Here is a 14080-nt window from a genome sequence, read left to right on the forward strand (position 1 = left end):
GGGCCGGGAGGCGGTTAGCCTCGATCCTTGCGCGGACGAGCAATGCGATCGGAAGCAAGGCGCGACGGGCGCGCGCTTACTTCTTCTTGCCGGCGATCGGCTTGGCCTTGCCCTTGCGGGTGCGCGCATTGGTGTGCGTGCGCTGGCCACGAACGGGCAGCCCCTTGCGATGACGCAGGCCGCGATAGCAGGCCAGGTCCATCAGACGCTTGATGTTCATCGCGGTCTGGCGGCGCAGGTCGCCCTCGACGGTGTGGCTGGCGTCGATCGTCTCGCGGATCTGCAGGACTTCCTGGTCCGACAGGTCCTGAACCCGGCGCTCGGGCGTGATGCCCAGCTGAGTCACGATTTCCTTCGCCTTGGTCGGGCCGATGCCGTGGATATATTGCAGCGCGATGATCACGCGCTTGTTGGTCGGGATGTTCACACCCGCGATACGTGCCATGTAGTCTGTTCTCCCAGCTCCACGGGGCACCGCATGGCAGCAGGCCCCATCTCGTCGCGTTGCACCGGAAACGCATGAACGCGGCGAGCGCGAATAATCGCGCCGCCGAAGCGAGCATGGTGCCGGAAGCGCGCGGCATACGGGTGCGAACCCGGCCTGTCAAGCGGGCGGTGCGCGCCCGGCACGATTTCTTCGCGGCCGCCCTGTCCGCCGGTCAACCCCCGTTGACGCGGCGAGCCAGCCCGTCGAACTGCCCGCCCAGCACCTGGTCGACCGGCCCGGCGATCCCCGCCAGGCCATCCGCCATATAGCCCCCGACGACATAGCGCACCGTCAGCTCGGTGCCGTTCCCGCCCGGCGTCAACGTCACGGTCATCGTGCCCGTCACCGCCCCCTCCTGCAGCGGACCCAGGCTCCCCCGCATCCGCAGCACGCGCCCGGGCTCGAAATAGACGACGCGCATATGCTCGACCGCGCCGCCACCCGCCAGCTTCTCGCACCAGCATCCGCCGGCGCGCAGATCGAGCGACAGGTTGGCGGCGTCGCCCGAATAGGTATGGCTGGCGTTCCACCAGCGTTGCGGCGCGACGAGCACCGACCACACACGGTCCGGGGTCGCGGCGATCGTGACGCGATGTTCGCTGACGAACCCCGAAGCGTCGCGCCGCACCAGCTCGCCCGTCGCCGGCGGTGCTCCCAACATCACGGCTCCCGCCGCCGCCAGCTGAACGATCCGCATGGTCTTCCCCCTTTCGCGGGGGATGCTGGCGCAGGCCCGCGCGGCTGACAAGGCCCCCGCGCGGCCTGAACCGCGCCGCGGGCGCCTCAGCGGTCCAGGATCGCCTCGATCGCGTCGGTCACGTCGCCGATCTCCGCCATGCCGTCGACGCGCGAGACCAGGCCGCGCGCCTCGTAAATCGGCAGGATCGGCGCGGTCTTGGCACGATATTCGGCCATGCGGGTGCGGACCGTTTCGGCATTGTCGTCGGCGCGCCGCTTGAACTCGGTCCCGCCGCACACATCGCACACCCCGGGGGTCGCGGGCAGCTTGTGCCGGTCATGATAGCCCGTGCCGCAGGTCGCGCAGGTGAAGCGGCCGGTGATGCGATCGACCAGCGCATCCTCGTCGACTTCCAGCTCGATCACATGATCGAGCGTGCGGTCGCGCGCGGCGAGCAGGCCGTCGAGCGCCTCGGCCTGCGCCGCGGTGCGCGGGTAGCCGTCGAAGATGACGCCCTGGTCCGGGTTCAATTCGTCCAGCCGCTCACCGATGATGCCCGACACGATGTCGTCGGAGACGAGCGCCCCGGCCTCCATCACCGCCTTCGCCTTCAGCCCGACCGGCGTACCCGCCTTGACCGCGGCGCGCAGCATGTCGCCCGTCGAAAGCTGGACCATCCCGCGGTCATCGACCAGGCGACCCGCCTGGGTGCCCTTGCCTGCGCCCGGAGGCCCCAACAAAATGATGTTCAAGGCTTATCCGTCCCCCGTTTCGATCCGCTGCGTTCAGCGTGCACGACCGCTCTTCAGCTTCGACTTCTTGATCAGGTCGCCATACTGGTGCGCCAGCAGGTGCGACTGGATCTGCGTCACCGTGTCCATGGTTACGTTGACGACGATCAGAAGGCTAGTGCCTCCGAGGTAGAAGGGGATGCCCAGCGCCGACACGAGATATTCGGGCAGCAGGCAGATGATGGTCAGGTACGCCGCGCCGAGCACGGTGATGCGCGTCAGCACGTAATCGAAATAGGCCTCGGTGTTCTTGCCGGGACGGATGCCGGGGATGAAGCCGCCATAGCGCTTCAGATTGTCGGCCGTCTCCTCCGGGTTGAACACGACCGCGGTGTAGAAGAACGAGAAGAAGATGATGCCGGCGCCATAAAGCAGCATGTACACCGGCGAACCGTGGGTCAGATACTGGTTGAGGCTGATCAGGAAATCGCCCCACACGCTGTCGCCGCTGGTCTGGCCCTGCCCCGCGAACTGGCTGATCGTCAGCGGCATCAGCAGCAGCGATGACGCGAAGATCGGCGGAATGACGCCGGCGGTGTTGATCTTGAGCGGCAAATGGCTGCGCTCCGCCTGCATCCCGCGCTGGGTCTGGCGCTTGGGATACTGGATCAGGATGCGGCGCTGCGCGCGCTCCATGAAGCAGATGAACAGAACGAGGCCGATCACCGCCAGGCCGATCGCCGCGATCGTCGCGGGATTGACCGAGCCCGACCGGCCGCCCTCGAACAGCTGGACCAGCGTCGTCGGCAGATGCGCGACGATCCCCGCCATGATGATCAGCGAGATGCCGTTGCCGATGCCGCGGCTGGTGATCTGTTCGCCCAGCCACATCAGGAACATCGTGCCGCCGATCAGCGAAATGACGGCCGCGATGCGGAACATGATGCCGGGTTCGATGACCGCGGCGACACCCTGGCTCGCGCCGAAGGCTTCCAGGCCGACCGCGATGAAATAGCCCTGGACCGCGGTCAGGCCGACGGTGCCATAGCGGGTATATTGGTTGAGCTTCTTGCGCCCGCTCTCACCTTCCTTCTTGATCGCGGCCAGCGTCGGCGACAGCGAGGTCGCGAGCTGCACCACGATCGAGGCGGTGATATAGGGCATGACGCCGAGCGCGATGACGCTCATCCGCTCCAGCGCGCCGCCCGAGAAATTGTTGAAGAAATCGAGCACGCCGCCCTGCGTCTGCTGAGCCAGCAGGTTCAACGCGGTCGGGTCGATGCCGGGCAGCGGCACATAGCTCAGCATCCGGAACACGATCAGCGCGCCGATGGTGAACCACAGGCGCTTCTTGAGCTCGGTCGCCTTGGAAAAGTTCGCGAGGCTGATGCTGGAGGCAAATTGGTCGGCTGCTGACGCCATGTCGGTGATCGTCCCGGAAACAGAAAGCGGCGGTGCGCGTTGTGCGCTCCCGCCGCTCATATAGGGGTGTCGGGCGGGTTGTCTAAGGGGGAAAGCGATCCCTTCCCCAAGAAGCGCTCGTCGAGGCCCGGTCGAACCGTCACCCCGGATCTCCCGACAAGCTCGGAAGCGCCTTGATCCGGGTCTCGCTGCCTGATCCGTCGCCGGAACCAGCGGGACCCCGGCGCGAGGCCGGGGTGACGATCAAACCGTCAGGCGTTCAGCCCTTCTTCTTCGCGTCCTTTGCGGCGATGCGTTCGGCGCGGGCCTTGCCCTTCTTCGCCGCGGCCTTTTCCGCGGCGGGGACGACGGCAATCACCTCGACCGAACCGCCGGCCTTCTCGACCGCCTCGACCGCGGTCTTCGACGCGCCGGCGACCAGGAACTTGAGCTTCGCGGTCAGCGTGCCCTTGGCGAGGAGGCGGACACCGTCCTTGCCGCCGCGCGCCAGATTGGCGGCCTTCAGCGCGGCGTGATCGATCGTGCCGTCGGTGCCAAGCTTGCCGGCATCGACCGCCTTCTGGATCGCGCCCAGGTTCACCTCGGCATAATCCTTGGCGAAGACATTGTTGAAGCCGCGCTTCGGGATCCGCATGTGGAGCGGCATCTGACCGCCCTCGAACCCGTTGATCGAGACGCCTTCGCGGCTCTTCTGGCCCTTCTGGCCACGCCCGGCGGTCTTGCCCTTGCCGGAACCGATGCCACGGCCGACCCGCATCTTGCGGTGACGGGCGCCTTCGTTGTCGCGGATGTCGTTCAGTTTCATGTCGTGCACTCGCTTTCGCTTTTGTCGCGCTAAAATCAAATCTCCCTCTCCCGCATGCGGGAGAGGGTCGGGGTGAGGGCCTGAAGGAACAAGCGTCGCGCACGCTGCGCACTTCGCTCCCTCTCCCAACCCTCTCCCGCAAGCGGGAGAGGGCTTTGGGGGACTTATCCCTCGACCGTCACCATGTGCTGCACCTTGCGGATCATGCCGCGCACTTCCGGGCTGTCTTCCAGCTCGACGGTGCGGTGCATCTTGTTCAGGCCCAGGCCTATCAGCGTCGCGCGCTGGTCCTTGGTGCGGCGGATCGGCGACCCGGTCTGGGTGATCTTCACCTTTGCCATGTTGCTCACTCCGTCACCGCCGCGGCTTCGGCCTCGGCCACGCCCTTGTCGGCGCCGCCGCGACCGAGCAGGTCGGCGATCTTTTTGCCACGACGCTGCGCGACGCTCTTGGGCGAGGTCTGCTCGCCCAGCGCCTCGAAGGTCGCCCGGATCATGTTGTACGGGTTCGACGTGCCGACCGACTTGGTGACCACATCGGCCACGCCCAGCGATTCGAACACGGCGCGCATCGGACCGCCGGCGATGATGCCGGTACCCTGGGGCGCGGAGCGGACATAGACGCGGCCCGCACCGAAATGCCCGGCACCGTCATGGTGCAGCGTCCGGCCCTCGCGCAGCGGCACGCGGACCATCTTCTTCTTGGCCGCCGCGGTCGCCTTGGAGATGGCTTCCGGCACTTCGCGCGCCTTGCCATGGCCGAAGCCGACCCGGCCCTTGCCGTCACCGACGACGACGAGCGCCGCAAAGCCGAAGCGCTTGCCGCCCTTCACCGTCTTGCTGACGCGGTTGATGTGGACGAGCTTTTCGATCAGCTCCTCGCCACCTTCCTCGCCACCGCGCGCGCCGCGCTCGTCACGACGGCCACGGCCACCGCGATCATTGCCCCGGCCACCGCCGCGGTCGTTGCCGCCCCGGCCGCGACCCCGGCCGCGGCCCTGGTTCTGGCCGGCGTCCTGCGCTTCGACGACGGGCGCGTCGGTCGTGTTGATTTCGTCCGCCATGCTTAGAACTCCAATCCGCCTTCGCGCGCGGCATCCGCCAGCGCCTTGACGCGACCATGATACAGGAAGCCGCCGCGGTCGAAGACGACCTGGGTCACGCCGGCCTGCTTCGCCGCTTCCGCAACGCGCTTGCCGACTTCCTTGGCAGCTTCGATGTTGGCGCTGGCCTGGCCGCGCAGATCCTTGTCGAGCGTCGACGCCGCCGCGACCGTGCGGCCGGCGGCATCATCGATCACCTGGGCATAGATGTGCTTGCCCGAACGATGCACCGAAAGGCGGGGACGGCCGGCGCCACGCGCACGCAGCGCGGTGCGGTTGCGGCGCCGCCGCTTTTCGAAGAGCGACATACCCTTGGTCGACATCACTTCTTCTTCCCTTCCTTGCGGAAGATATACTCGCCCGCATAACGAATGCCCTTGCCCTTATAGGGTTCGGGACGGCGCCATTCGCGGATTTCCGCCGCGAGCTGGCCGACCTTCTGCTTGTCGATGCCGCTGATCTCGATCGTCGTCTGATCCGGGGTCTTGACCTCCAGATCGGCCGGAACCTCGATGTCGACGTCGTGGCTGTAGCCGAGCTGAAGCTTCAGCTTCTTGCCCTGCATCGCCGCGCGATAGCCGACGCCGGTCATTTCCAGGCGCTTGGTGAAGCCCTCGGTCACGCCGGTGACCAGGTTCTGCACCAGCGTGCGCTGCATGCCCCAGAAGGCGCGGGCGCGCTTGGTGTCGTTGGCCGGCTGAACCGAAATGCCGCCGTCGACGACTTCATAACTGATGTCGTCGGCCAGCTTGAGCGTCAGCGCGCCCTTCGGGCCCTTCACATTCAGCTCGTCGCCCGCGATGTTGGCGGTCACGCCCGCCGGTACCGAAACCGGCTTCTTTCCGATGCGGCTCATCAGAACACCTCCGCCAGCACTTCGCCGCCGACATTCTGCTCGCGCGCTTCCGCGTCGGACAGAACGCCCTTGGGCGTCGAAACGATGGTGATGCCCAGGCCATTGCGCACGCGGGGCAGGTCCTGCGAACCCGAATAGACGCGGCGACCGGGCTTGGACACGCGCGCGACATGCTTGATCGCGGGCTGGCCCTCGAAATATTTCAGCTCGATGCGAATGCCCGCGGCGGGGCCCATCTGCTCTTCGCTGTAGCCGCGGATATAGCCTTCGCGCTGCAGCACATCGAGCACGCGGGCGCGCAGCTTCGACGCGGGCGTCAGCACGCTGTCCTTGCGGGCGCGCTGGCCGTTGCGGATGCGGGTGAGCATATCACCCAGGGGATCGGTCAATGCCATGTGCGTGATCCTTACCAGCTCGACTTGGTGACGCCGGGGATCAGGCCCTTGTTGGCCAGATCGCGCAGCATGACGCGGGCGAGACGGAACTTGCGGTAATAGGCGCGCGGACGGCCGGTCACTTCGCAACGGTTGCGGACCCGGGTCGGGTTCCCGTTGCGCGGGATTTCAGCCATCTTCAGGCGCGCGATCAGACGCTCGGTCTCATCGAGCGACTCGTCATTCGCGATTGCCTTCAGCTTCGCATATTTGCCGGCATACTTCTTGACCAGCAGCTTGCGACGCTCGTTCTTGTTGATCGAACTCAGTTTCGCCATCGGACTTAAGCTCTCTTCTTCCAATCCGTCGCCCCGGCGGAGGCCGGGGCCGCTCACTTCAGTGCGCGCTCCCGCTGGACGGGGCGGCCCCGGCCTCCGCCGGGACGACGCGCAGATGGATTACGCCGCCTGCTTTTCCTCGCCGGTCATCCCGATGAACGGGAAACCGAACAGGCGCAGCAGCTCGCGCGCCTCGTCATCGGTCTTGGCGGTGGTCGTGACGATGATGTCCAGACCACGCACCTTGTCGATGCGGTCGTAATTGATTTCCGGGAACACCAGCTGTTCCTTCAGGCCCATGGCATAGTTGCCACGGCCGTCGAACGACTTGGGGTTCAGACCACGAAAGTCGCGGATGCGCGGCATTGCGATCGTCACCAGGCGGTCGAGGAACTCGTACATCCGCTCGCGACGCAGCGTCACCTTGCAACCGATCGGCATGCCCTCGCGCAACTTGAACTGCGCGATCGACTTCTTCGCCTTGGTCACGACCGGCTTCTGGCCCGCGATCAGCTCCATTTCGGACGCGGCCTGTTCGACCTTCTTCTTGTCCTGGGTCGCTTCACCGACCCCCATGTTGAGGACGATCTTCTCGATCCTCGGCACTTCCATCGCGTTCTTGTAGCCGAACTTCTCCGTCATCGCCTTGGCGATGCGGTCGTCGTACAGCTTCTTCATGCGGGGCGTGTAGCGATCAGCCATTGATGACCTCCCCGGTCTTCACGGCAACGCGGACCTTCTTGCCGTCGCGAGTTTCAAAACGGACGCGGGTCGCCTTGCCGTCCTTGGTCACATGCGCGACCTTGGAAACGTGAAGCGGGGCTTCCGAACGCTCCAGGCCGCCCTGCGGGTTGGCCTGGGTGGGCTTCTTGTGGCGAACCGCGATGTTGACGCCCGACACGACGACCTTCTCGTCACGCGGCATCGACTTCACGACTTCGCCGGTCTTGCCCTTGTCCTTGCCGGACAGGACGACGACCTGGTCGCCCTTCTTGATCTTGGCGGCAGCCATCACAGCACCTCCGGCGCAAGGCTGATGATCTTCATATAGCCGCGGCCGCGCAGCTCGCGGACCACCGGGCCAAAGATACGGGTGCCGATCGGCTCCTCGTTCTTGTTGACCAGCACCGCGGCATTGCCGTCGAAACGAATGACCGAGCCATCGGCGCGGCGAATGTCCTTGGCGGTGCGCACGATCACCGCACGGTGCACGTCGCCCTTCTTCACACGACCACGCGGAGCAGCTTCCTTGATGCTGACGACGATGATGTCGCCCACACCGGCCGTGCGACGCTTCGAGCCGCCCAGCACCTTGATGCACTGCACCCGCTTCGCGCCGCTGTTGTCAGCGACGTCGAGATTGGACTGCATCTGGATCATCGATCCGGTTCCTTCTCAAATGGGGTGGATTCCGACCCAGCCCCGCCTTCTGATAAAGCCGCTCACCCCGTTTGGGTTGAGCTTGTCGAAGCCCCGCTCTTCTTCACTCAACCGTTGCCGGTAGAAGTGCAGCCCTTCGACAAGCTCAGGGCGAGCGGAACCTGTTTACGCTTCGGCCGCAGCCGCCGCGGTTTCGGCCGGCGTCGCGCGGGTGTTGACCCGACCGATCACCTTCCAGGTCTTGAGCTTCGAGATCGGCGCGGTCTCTTCGATGCGCACGGTCTCGCCCTCGCGATACTCGTTGCCCTCGTCATGGGCATGATACTTCTTCGAACGACGGATGATCTTGCCGTAGAGCGGGTGCTTCACCTTGCGCTCCACCAGCACCACGATCGTCTTGTCGCCCTTGTCGGAAACCACGTTCCCGGTCAGCACGCGCTTCGGCATGGTTTCGTCCTCTTACTTGGCAGCCGAGCGCGAACGCTCGTTCTGCCCCAGGGCGGCGGCAGCCGCCCGTTCGTTCTGCAGCGTCTTGATGCGGGCGATGTCGCGACGGACTTCGCGGACGCGGCTCGCCTTCTCCAGCTGGCTGGTCGCCGCCTGGAAACGCAGGTTGAACTGCTCGCGCTTCAGCTGGCCGAGTTCGTCGGTCAGCTGATCGTCGGTCTTCGCCCGGAAATCGGATACCTTGGTCATTGCTTAACCCTCCAGGTGCGACGTGTCGCCGAGGCGCGCGACGACCTTGGTCTTGATCGGCAGCTTCATCGCCGCGCGCTCGAACGCTTCGGCGGCGAGCGGGCCGGCCACGCCGTCCAGTTCGAACAGGATGCGGCCCGGCTTCACCCGCGCCACCCAGAATTCGGGCGAACCCTTGCCCGAGCCCATGCGGACTTCGGCGGGCTTCGACGAGACCGGCACGTCGGGGAAGATGCGGATCCACAAACGCCCCTGGCGCTTGATGTGACGCGTGATCGCGCGGCGCGCCGCTTCGATCTGGCGGGCGGTGATCCGCTCCGGCTCCATCGCCTTCAGGCCATAGGAGCCGAAGTTCAGGCTGGTGCCGCCCTTGGCATCGCCATGGATACGGCCCTTGAACGCCTTGCGGAACTTGGTGCGCTTCGGTTGCAGCATGTTACTTGTCCCTGGTCCCTATCAGCGCGCCGGACGGACGCCGGAGGTCTGTGCTTCCATCATCAGCCGGTCCTGCGCCATCGGATCGTGGCCCAGAATCTCGCCCTTGAAGATCCACACCTTGACGCCGCACACGCCATAGGCGGTGTGGGCCTGCGCCTCGGCATAATCGACGTTCGCGCGCAGCGTGTGCAGCGGCACGCGGCCCTCGCGATACCATTCGGTCCGCGCGATTTCCGCGCCGCCCAGACGGCCGCCGCAGGTGATCCGGATGCCTTCCGCACCCAGACGCAGCGCCGACTGCACCGCGCGCTTCATCGCGCGGCGGAACGCGATGCGGCGCTCAAGCTGGTCGGCGACGCCCTGGGCGACGAGCTTCGCGTCGATCTCGGGCTTGCGGATCTCGACGATGTTCAGGCTGACGTCGGACGAGGTCATCGAGGCGAGCTTCTTGCGCAGCTTCTCGATGTCGGCGCCCTTCTTGCCGATGATGACGCCGGGACGCGCCGCAAAGATCGACACGCGGCACAGCTTGGCCGGACGCTCGATCACCACCTTCGAAATCGCGGCCTGGGGCAGCGTCTCGAGGATGTACTTGCGGATCTTCAGGTCCTCCATGAGGAGGCGGCCATAGTCATGGCCTTCCGCGAACCAGCGGCTGTCCCAGGTGCGGTTGATCTGGAGACGCAGACCGATCGGATTGCTCTTCTGACCCATGACTTACGCCTCTTCCTGCTCGCGCACGACGATCCGCAGCCGCGAGAACGGCTTCAGGATGCGCGTCGACTTGCCGCGACCGCGCGTCGCGAACCGCTTCATCGTGATCGACTTGCCCACCGACGCTTCCGACACGACCAGCGCGTCGACGTCGAGGTTGTGGTTGTTCTCGGCGTTGGCGATGGCGGACGCCAGCACCTTGCGCGCGTCGACTGCCATCGCCTTCTTGCTGAAGGTGAGGATGTTCATCGCGTCGCCCGCCTTCTTGCCGCGGATCAGGCCCGCGACGAGGTTCAGCTTCTGGGCCGAACCGCGGATCGTCGTGCCGACCGCCAGCGCTTCCTTCTCACCGACGCGGCGCGGAGCTGCCTGCTTGCTCATCAGCGCTTACCCTTCTTGTCCGCGGCGTGGCCGGGGAAGAAGCGCGTCGGCGCAAATTCACCCAGCTTCATGCCGACCATGTCCTCATTGACCGAAACCGGCACGAACTTGCGGCCGTTATAGACGTTGAACGTCAGGCCGACGAACTGCGGCAGGATCGTCGAACGCCGCGACCAGGTCTTGATCGGACCGGCGCGCGTGCCCTGTTCCTGGGCGGTCTCCGCCTTCTTGAGCAGGTGGAGGTCGACGAACGGACCCTTCCAAACCGAACGAGCCATCTCGATTAGCCCTTCTTCTTCGCGTGACGCGAACGGATGATCATCTTGTCCGTCGCCTTGTTGTGACGGGTGCGCGCACCCTTGGTCGGCTTGCCCCACGGGGTGACCGGGTGACGGCCGCCCGAGGTCCGGCCTTCACCACCGCCATGCGGGTGGTCGACCGGGTTCTTGGCGACGCCGCGGGTCAGCGGGCGCTTGCCCAGCCAGCGATTGCGGCCGGCCTTGCCCAGGTTCTGGTTCTGGTTGTCGGGGTTCGACACCGCACCGACCGTGCCCATGCAATCGGCCCGGATGTACCGCTGCTCGCCCGAATTGAGGCGGACGATGACCATACCCTTGTCGCGGCCGACGACCTGCACATAGGTGCCCGCCGAACGTGCGATCTGGCCGCCCTTGCCCGGCTTCATCTCCACATTGTGGACGATGGTGCCGACCGGCATCTGGCCCAGTTCCATGGCGTTGCCCGGCTTCACGTCGGTCTTCTTGCCCGCGATCACCTTGTCGCCGACGCCCAGGCGCTGCGGCGCGATGATGTAGGCCAGGCGTTCCTTGCCCGCGTCATCCTTGCCGTAATTGACCAGCGCGATGAACGCGGTGCGGTTGGGATCATATTCGATCCGCTCGACCGTGCCCTCGACGTCCCACAGGCGGCGCTTGAAATCGACGATGCGATAACGCTGCTTGTGACCGCCCGCGATGCCGCGCGAGGTGACATGGCCCTTGTTGTTGCGGCCGCCGGTCTTGGTCTTGCCTTCGGTCAGCGCCTTGACGGGGCGACCCTTGTACAGGCCCGAACGGTCGACCAGGATCAGCCCGCGAACGCCGGGCGAGGTCGGATTATATTGCTTGAGCGCCATGGTCAGTTGACCCCCTGCGTCACGTCGATCGAGTCGCCGTCCTTCAGCGTCACGATCGCCTTCTTCATGTCGGTGCGGCGATAGGGGGTGCCCTTCCACCGCTTGGTCTTGCCCTTCTGGACGATCGTGTTGACGCCGGTGACGCTGACGTTGAACAGCGCTTCGACGGCGGCCTTGATCTCGGGCTTGGTCGCGTCGTTGGCGACCTTGAACACCACCGCGTTCGCCTCGCTCACCAGCGTGGCCTTTTCGGTGATGTGCGGCGCCAGGATGACGTCGTAGTGGCGGATGTCGACCGCCGCCTTGGACTGCTTAGCCATGGAAGCGGGCCTCCAGCTTTTCGACCGCGGCGCGGGTCAGCACCAGCGTGTCATGCTTCAGGATGTCATAGACGTTCGCGCCGACCGCCGGCAGGACGTTGACCTGCGTCAGGTTGCGCGAGGCGAGCGCGAAGCTGTTCTCGACCGCATCGCCGTCGATCACCAGCGCCGTCTTGCCAAAGCCCAGCTTGGCGAGCTGGCCCTTCAGCACCTTGGTCTTGGCATCGGCGACGGTCAGCGTGTCGACGACGATCAGCGAACCCGCCTTGGCGTGGCTCGACAGCGCCATCTTCAGGCCCAGCGCGCGGATCTTCTTGTTCAGCGACGGATTGAAGTCGCGAACGCGCGCACCGTGCGCCTTACCACCGCCGATGAACACCGGGGCGCGGCGATCGCCGTGACGGGCGGTGCCGCCGCCCTTCTGGCGACCGAACTTCTTGCCCGTGCGGGCGACGTCGGCGCGCTCACGCGTGCCACGAGCAGTGCCGCGGCGCTTTTCGAGCTGCCAGGTGACGACGCGGTGAAGCACGTCGGCGCGCGGCTCGACGCCGAACACCTCGTCCTTCAGGTCGATGTCGCCATTTTCCTTGGCGTCGAGGGTCTGTACCTTGACCTTCACTTGTCAGCCCTCCTGGCCGTCGGTCGCCTCGACCGTCGCCACGTCTTCAGCAGGCGTGGCGGCGGGGGCGTCATTGTTGTTGTGCGCGGTCTTGATCGACGCGGGGTACGGGGCGTCGGCATGACGCGGCACCTTCACCGCGTCCTTGACGATCAGCCAGGTGCCCTTGTGGCCCGGCACCGATCCCTTGACGAAGATCAGGCCGCGCTCGGCGTCGGTCGAAACGACTTCCAGATTCTGCTGGGTGCGGTTGCGGTCGCCCATGTGGCCGGCCATCTTCTTGTTCTTGAAGACGCGGCCCGGATCCTGGCGGTTACCGGTCGAACCATGCGAACGATGGCTGACCGACACGCCGTGGGTGGCACGCAGACCACCGAAGCCCCAGCGCTTCATGGCGCCCGCAAAGCCCTTGCCCTGCGTCTTGCCCGACACGTCGACCAGCTGGCCGGCGACGAAGTGGTCGGCGGCGATTTCCGCGCCGACATCGAGCAGCGCGTCTTCAGCGACGCGGAACTCGCACAGCTGCGCCTTGGGCTCGACTTCGGCCTTGCCGAAATGGCCGCGCTGCGGCTTGGCGACATTCTTGGCCTTGGCGACGCCGGCGCCGACCTGAACCGCGACATAGCCGTCGCGATCGGCGGTCCGCTGCGCCACCACCTGCACACCCTCCAGCGCCAGGACGGTGACGGGCACGTGGCGGCCGTCGTCCTGGAACAGGCGGGTCATCCCCATTTTCTTCGCGATCACGCCAGTGCGCATGACCCATGCTCCTTATACAGAGGCCCGCAACGGCACGATTGCCGGCGCGGGCGTGACGAGCCGCCGTCGGACACGAGGTCCAGCGGCAGCTCCCGCTTCAGCCCATGAATTACAACGAGCCCCGTCCGGGCTGAACTTCCCGACAAATGCCGGGAAAAAGACGGGGGACGCGAGACCCGGACAACACCCCCTTGCAAGGGCCAGCCCGGCGGTATCCCGATGTCGAAAGAGCCCTTGCGGCTCTTGAGCCTTGGTTCGTCACCCGAACCTGCGTCCGGGTCTCTTGAGGCTAGGCAGAACCTAGAGGCCAGAGGCTCCGGCGAACCGGAGCGACGATACCGACGCGAATCCCGCGCCGGTGAATCAGTGAGCGGCGCGCTTACGCCAATTTGATCTCAACATCAACACCCGCGGCGAGATCGAGCTTCATCAGCGCGTCGACCGTCTGCGGGGTCGGCTGAACGATGTCGAGCATCCGCTTGTAGGTGCGCACCTCGAACTGCTCGCGCGACTTCTTGTCGATGTGCGGACCGCGGTTGACGGTGAACTTCTCGATGCGCGTCGGCAACGGGATGGGACCACGGATGAGCGCGCCGGTACGACGGGCGGTGTCGGCGATGTCGCCGGTCGCCTGGTCGAGCACGCGATGATCGAACGCCTTCAGGCGGATGCGGATATTATTGTCCATAACGACTGACTCTGGGTCCCTACCGATGCGAAAGAGCGCGGCCCCGTTGCCGGGGCTCTTGCTGTTACTGCGTCAAACGAAGGCGCGCCGATACACGGGTGAGGCTTCGGGATCAAGCCCCCGACAGCGGAAAAAGGTCACGGGTTGCGCCGAACG

At 65.8% G+C, this 14080-nt stretch carries 25 protein-coding genes; all 25 read right to left on the reverse strand.

All coding sequences use genetic code 11. The features are described 5' to 3' along the window. Positions 1–76: 76 nt before the first annotated feature. Positions 77–445: a 30S ribosomal protein S13 gene (rpsM, locus tag GO308_RS13425; RefSeq protein WP_066476840.1), complete on the reverse strand. Its 369-nt coding sequence runs from the start codon at positions 443–445 to the stop codon at positions 77–79. A gap of 214 nt (positions 446–659) precedes the next feature. Next, positions 660–1184: an SRPBCC domain-containing protein gene (locus GO308_RS13430; RefSeq protein ID WP_066644345.1), complete on the reverse strand. Its 525-nt coding sequence runs from the start codon at positions 1182–1184 to the stop codon at positions 660–662. Between the two features lie 86 nt (positions 1185–1270). After that, complete coding sequence (locus GO308_RS13435; RefSeq protein ID WP_066476838.1) at positions 1271–1918, reverse strand: adenylate kinase; 648 nt, start codon at positions 1916–1918, stop codon at positions 1271–1273. Between the two features lie 33 nt (positions 1919–1951). Then, positions 1952–3319, reverse strand: coding sequence for a preprotein translocase subunit SecY (gene secY / locus GO308_RS13440; RefSeq protein WP_240885841.1), 1368 nt, complete (start codon positions 3317–3319; stop codon positions 1952–1954). 259 nt (positions 3320–3578) lie between these two features. Beyond that, positions 3579–4124 (reverse strand): 50S ribosomal protein L15, encoded by a 546-nt coding sequence (gene rplO, locus GO308_RS13445; RefSeq protein ID WP_066549363.1) that lies wholly within the window; start codon positions 4122–4124, stop codon positions 3579–3581. Between the two features lie 164 nt (positions 4125–4288). After that, positions 4289–4465 carry a 50S ribosomal protein L30 gene (gene rpmD, locus GO308_RS13450; protein ID WP_066476908.1) on the reverse strand — a complete coding sequence of 59 codons (177 nt, stop codon included), beginning with the start codon at positions 4463–4465 and terminating at the stop codon, positions 4289–4291. 5 nt (positions 4466–4470) lie between these two features. Next, positions 4471–5187, reverse strand: a complete 717-nt coding sequence (gene rpsE, locus GO308_RS13455) for a 30S ribosomal protein S5 (RefSeq protein ID WP_066476831.1) — start codon at positions 5185–5187, stop codon at positions 4471–4473. Between the two features lie 2 nt (positions 5188–5189). Next, positions 5190–5549, reverse strand: a complete 360-nt coding sequence (gene rplR, locus GO308_RS13460; protein WP_066476828.1) for a 50S ribosomal protein L18 — start codon at positions 5547–5549, stop codon at positions 5190–5192. Then, positions 5549–6082, reverse strand: coding sequence for a 50S ribosomal protein L6 (gene rplF, locus GO308_RS13465; protein WP_066476827.1), 534 nt, complete (start codon positions 6080–6082; stop codon positions 5549–5551). Before rplF ends, rplR begins: the two co-directional genes overlap by 1 nt. Further along, entirely contained in the window at positions 6082–6477 is a 396-nt protein-coding gene (rpsH, locus tag GO308_RS13470) for a 30S ribosomal protein S8 (RefSeq protein ID WP_066476825.1), read from the reverse strand. Before rpsH ends, rplF begins: the two co-directional genes overlap by 1 nt. A gap of 11 nt (positions 6478–6488) precedes the next feature. Then, positions 6489–6794 (reverse strand): 30S ribosomal protein S14, encoded by a 306-nt coding sequence (gene rpsN, locus GO308_RS13475; RefSeq protein ID WP_066476823.1) that lies wholly within the window; start codon positions 6792–6794, stop codon positions 6489–6491. A 120-nt stretch (positions 6795–6914) separates the two neighbouring features. Next, positions 6915–7496 carry a 50S ribosomal protein L5 gene (rplE, locus tag GO308_RS13480; protein WP_066476821.1) on the reverse strand — a complete coding sequence of 194 codons (582 nt, stop codon included), beginning with the start codon at positions 7494–7496 and terminating at the stop codon, positions 6915–6917. Beyond that, positions 7489–7806, reverse strand: coding sequence for a 50S ribosomal protein L24 (gene rplX, locus GO308_RS13485; protein WP_066476817.1), 318 nt, complete (start codon positions 7804–7806; stop codon positions 7489–7491). The genes rplE and rplX overlap by 8 nt, the downstream gene beginning before the upstream one ends. Continuing rightward, on the reverse strand, positions 7806–8174 hold the full coding sequence (gene rplN, locus GO308_RS13490; protein WP_066476814.1) for a 50S ribosomal protein L14: 369 nt from the start codon (positions 8172–8174) through the stop codon (positions 7806–7808). Before rplN ends, rplX begins: the two co-directional genes overlap by 1 nt. Positions 8175–8339: 165 nt before the next feature. Then, entirely contained in the window at positions 8340–8621 is a 282-nt protein-coding gene (rpsQ, locus tag GO308_RS13495; RefSeq protein WP_066476812.1) for a 30S ribosomal protein S17, read from the reverse strand. A 12-nt stretch (positions 8622–8633) separates the two neighbouring features. Next, entirely contained in the window at positions 8634–8870 is a 237-nt protein-coding gene (rpmC, locus tag GO308_RS13500; protein WP_240885842.1) for a 50S ribosomal protein L29, read from the reverse strand. A 3-nt stretch (positions 8871–8873) separates the two neighbouring features. Then, positions 8874–9305 (reverse strand): 50S ribosomal protein L16, encoded by a 432-nt coding sequence (gene rplP / locus GO308_RS13505; protein ID WP_066476809.1) that lies wholly within the window; start codon positions 9303–9305, stop codon positions 8874–8876. Positions 9306–9326: 21 nt separating this feature from the next. After that, positions 9327–10022 (reverse strand): 30S ribosomal protein S3, encoded by a 696-nt coding sequence (gene rpsC / locus GO308_RS13510; protein ID WP_066476804.1) that lies wholly within the window; start codon positions 10020–10022, stop codon positions 9327–9329. A gap of 3 nt (positions 10023–10025) precedes the next feature. After that, on the reverse strand, positions 10026–10403 hold the full coding sequence (gene rplV, locus GO308_RS13515; protein WP_066476802.1) for a 50S ribosomal protein L22: 378 nt from the start codon (positions 10401–10403) through the stop codon (positions 10026–10028). Further along, positions 10403–10681 carry a 30S ribosomal protein S19 gene (gene rpsS / locus GO308_RS13520; RefSeq protein ID WP_066476799.1) on the reverse strand — a complete coding sequence of 93 codons (279 nt, stop codon included), beginning with the start codon at positions 10679–10681 and terminating at the stop codon, positions 10403–10405. The genes rplV and rpsS overlap by 1 nt, the downstream gene beginning before the upstream one ends. 5 nt (positions 10682–10686) lie before the next feature. Continuing rightward, positions 10687–11538, reverse strand: coding sequence for a 50S ribosomal protein L2 (rplB, locus tag GO308_RS13525; RefSeq protein ID WP_066476798.1), 852 nt, complete (start codon positions 11536–11538; stop codon positions 10687–10689). A 2-nt stretch (positions 11539–11540) separates the two neighbouring features. Continuing rightward, complete coding sequence (locus GO308_RS13530) at positions 11541–11858, reverse strand: 50S ribosomal protein L23 (protein ID WP_066476795.1); 318 nt, start codon at positions 11856–11858, stop codon at positions 11541–11543. After that, positions 11851–12477 (reverse strand): 50S ribosomal protein L4, encoded by a 627-nt coding sequence (rplD, locus tag GO308_RS13535; protein ID WP_066549362.1) that lies wholly within the window; start codon positions 12475–12477, stop codon positions 11851–11853. Before rplD ends, GO308_RS13530 begins: the two co-directional genes overlap by 8 nt. A 3-nt stretch (positions 12478–12480) precedes the next feature. Next, complete coding sequence (rplC, locus tag GO308_RS13540; protein WP_240885843.1) at positions 12481–13236, reverse strand: 50S ribosomal protein L3; 756 nt, start codon at positions 13234–13236, stop codon at positions 12481–12483. Between the two features lie 379 nt (positions 13237–13615). Further along, entirely contained in the window at positions 13616–13924 is a 309-nt protein-coding gene (gene rpsJ / locus GO308_RS13545) for a 30S ribosomal protein S10 (RefSeq protein ID WP_066476792.1), read from the reverse strand. Positions 13925–14080 lie beyond the last annotated feature (156 nt).

The sequence above is a fragment of the Sphingomonas sp. SFZ2018-12 genome, from assembly GCF_022496715.1.
Lineage (GTDB): Bacteria > Pseudomonadota > Alphaproteobacteria > Sphingomonadales > Sphingomonadaceae > Sphingomonas.

What these genes read in the sequence shown, in the direction of transcription:
- rplR (WP_066476828.1), bottom strand. Translation starts at nt 5,549, where the DNA reads ATGTCGACCAAGGGTATGTCGCTCTTCGAAAAGCGGCGGCGCCGCAAC.
- rpsH (WP_066476825.1), bottom strand. Translation starts at nt 6,477, where the DNA reads ATGGCATTGACCGATCCCCTGGGTGATATGCTCACCCGCATCCGCAAC.
- rpsQ (WP_066476812.1), bottom strand. Translation starts at nt 8,621, where the DNA reads ATGCCGAAGCGCGTGCTGACCGGGAACGTGGTTTCCGACAAGGGCGAC.
- rpmC (WP_240885842.1), bottom strand. Translation starts at nt 8,870, where the DNA reads ATGACCAAGGTATCCGATTTCCGGGCGAAGACCGACGATCAGCTGACC.
- rplX (WP_066476817.1), bottom strand. Translation starts at nt 7,806, where the DNA reads ATGGCTGCCGCCAAGATCAAGAAGGGCGACCAGGTCGTCGTCCTGTCC.
- rpsJ (WP_066476792.1), bottom strand. Translation starts at nt 13,924, where the DNA reads ATGGACAATAATATCCGCATCCGCCTGAAGGCGTTCGATCATCGCGTG.
- rplO (WP_066549363.1), bottom strand. Translation starts at nt 4,124, where the DNA reads ATGAAACTGAACGACATCCGCGACAACGAAGGCGCCCGTCACCGCAAG.
- rpsS (WP_066476799.1), bottom strand. Translation starts at nt 10,681, where the DNA reads ATGGCTCGTTCGGTTTGGAAGGGTCCGTTCGTCGACCTCCACCTGCTC.
- rplP (WP_066476809.1), bottom strand. Translation starts at nt 9,305, where the DNA reads ATGCTGCAACCGAAGCGCACCAAGTTCCGCAAGGCGTTCAAGGGCCGT.
- rpsN (WP_066476823.1), bottom strand. Translation starts at nt 6,794, where the DNA reads ATGGCGAAACTGAGTTCGATCAACAAGAACGAGCGTCGCAAGCTGCTG.
- rplC (WP_240885843.1), bottom strand. Translation starts at nt 13,236, where the DNA reads ATGCGCACTGGCGTGATCGCGAAGAAAATGGGGATGACCCGCCTGTTC.
- rplB (WP_066476798.1), bottom strand. Translation starts at nt 11,538, where the DNA reads ATGGCGCTCAAGCAATATAATCCGACCTCGCCCGGCGTTCGCGGGCTG.
- rpsE (WP_066476831.1), bottom strand. Translation starts at nt 5,187, where the DNA reads ATGGCGGACGAAATCAACACGACCGACGCGCCCGTCGTCGAAGCGCAG.
- rpsM (WP_066476840.1), bottom strand. Translation starts at nt 445, where the DNA reads ATGGCACGTATCGCGGGTGTGAACATCCCGACCAACAAGCGCGTGATC.
- rpmD (WP_066476908.1), bottom strand. Translation starts at nt 4,465, where the DNA reads ATGGCAAAGGTGAAGATCACCCAGACCGGGTCGCCGATCCGCCGCACC.
- GO308_RS13530 (WP_066476795.1), bottom strand. Translation starts at nt 11,858, where the DNA reads ATGGCTAAGCAGTCCAAGGCGGCGGTCGACATCCGCCACTACGACGTC.
- secY (WP_240885841.1), bottom strand. Translation starts at nt 3,319, where the DNA reads ATGGCGTCAGCAGCCGACCAATTTGCCTCCAGCATCAGCCTCGCGAAC.
- rpsC (WP_066476804.1), bottom strand. Translation starts at nt 10,022, where the DNA reads ATGGGTCAGAAGAGCAATCCGATCGGTCTGCGTCTCCAGATCAACCGC.
- rplV (WP_066476802.1), bottom strand. Translation starts at nt 10,403, where the DNA reads ATGAGCAAGCAGGCAGCTCCGCGCCGCGTCGGTGAGAAGGAAGCGCTG.
- GO308_RS13430 (WP_066644345.1), bottom strand. Translation starts at nt 1,184, where the DNA reads ATGCGGATCGTTCAGCTGGCGGCGGCGGGAGCCGTGATGTTGGGAGCA.
- rplN (WP_066476814.1), bottom strand. Translation starts at nt 8,174, where the DNA reads ATGATCCAGATGCAGTCCAATCTCGACGTCGCTGACAACAGCGGCGCG.
- rplE (WP_066476821.1), bottom strand. Translation starts at nt 7,496, where the DNA reads ATGGCTGATCGCTACACGCCCCGCATGAAGAAGCTGTACGACGACCGC.
- rplF (WP_066476827.1), bottom strand. Translation starts at nt 6,082, where the DNA reads ATGAGCCGCATCGGAAAGAAGCCGGTTTCGGTACCGGCGGGCGTGACC.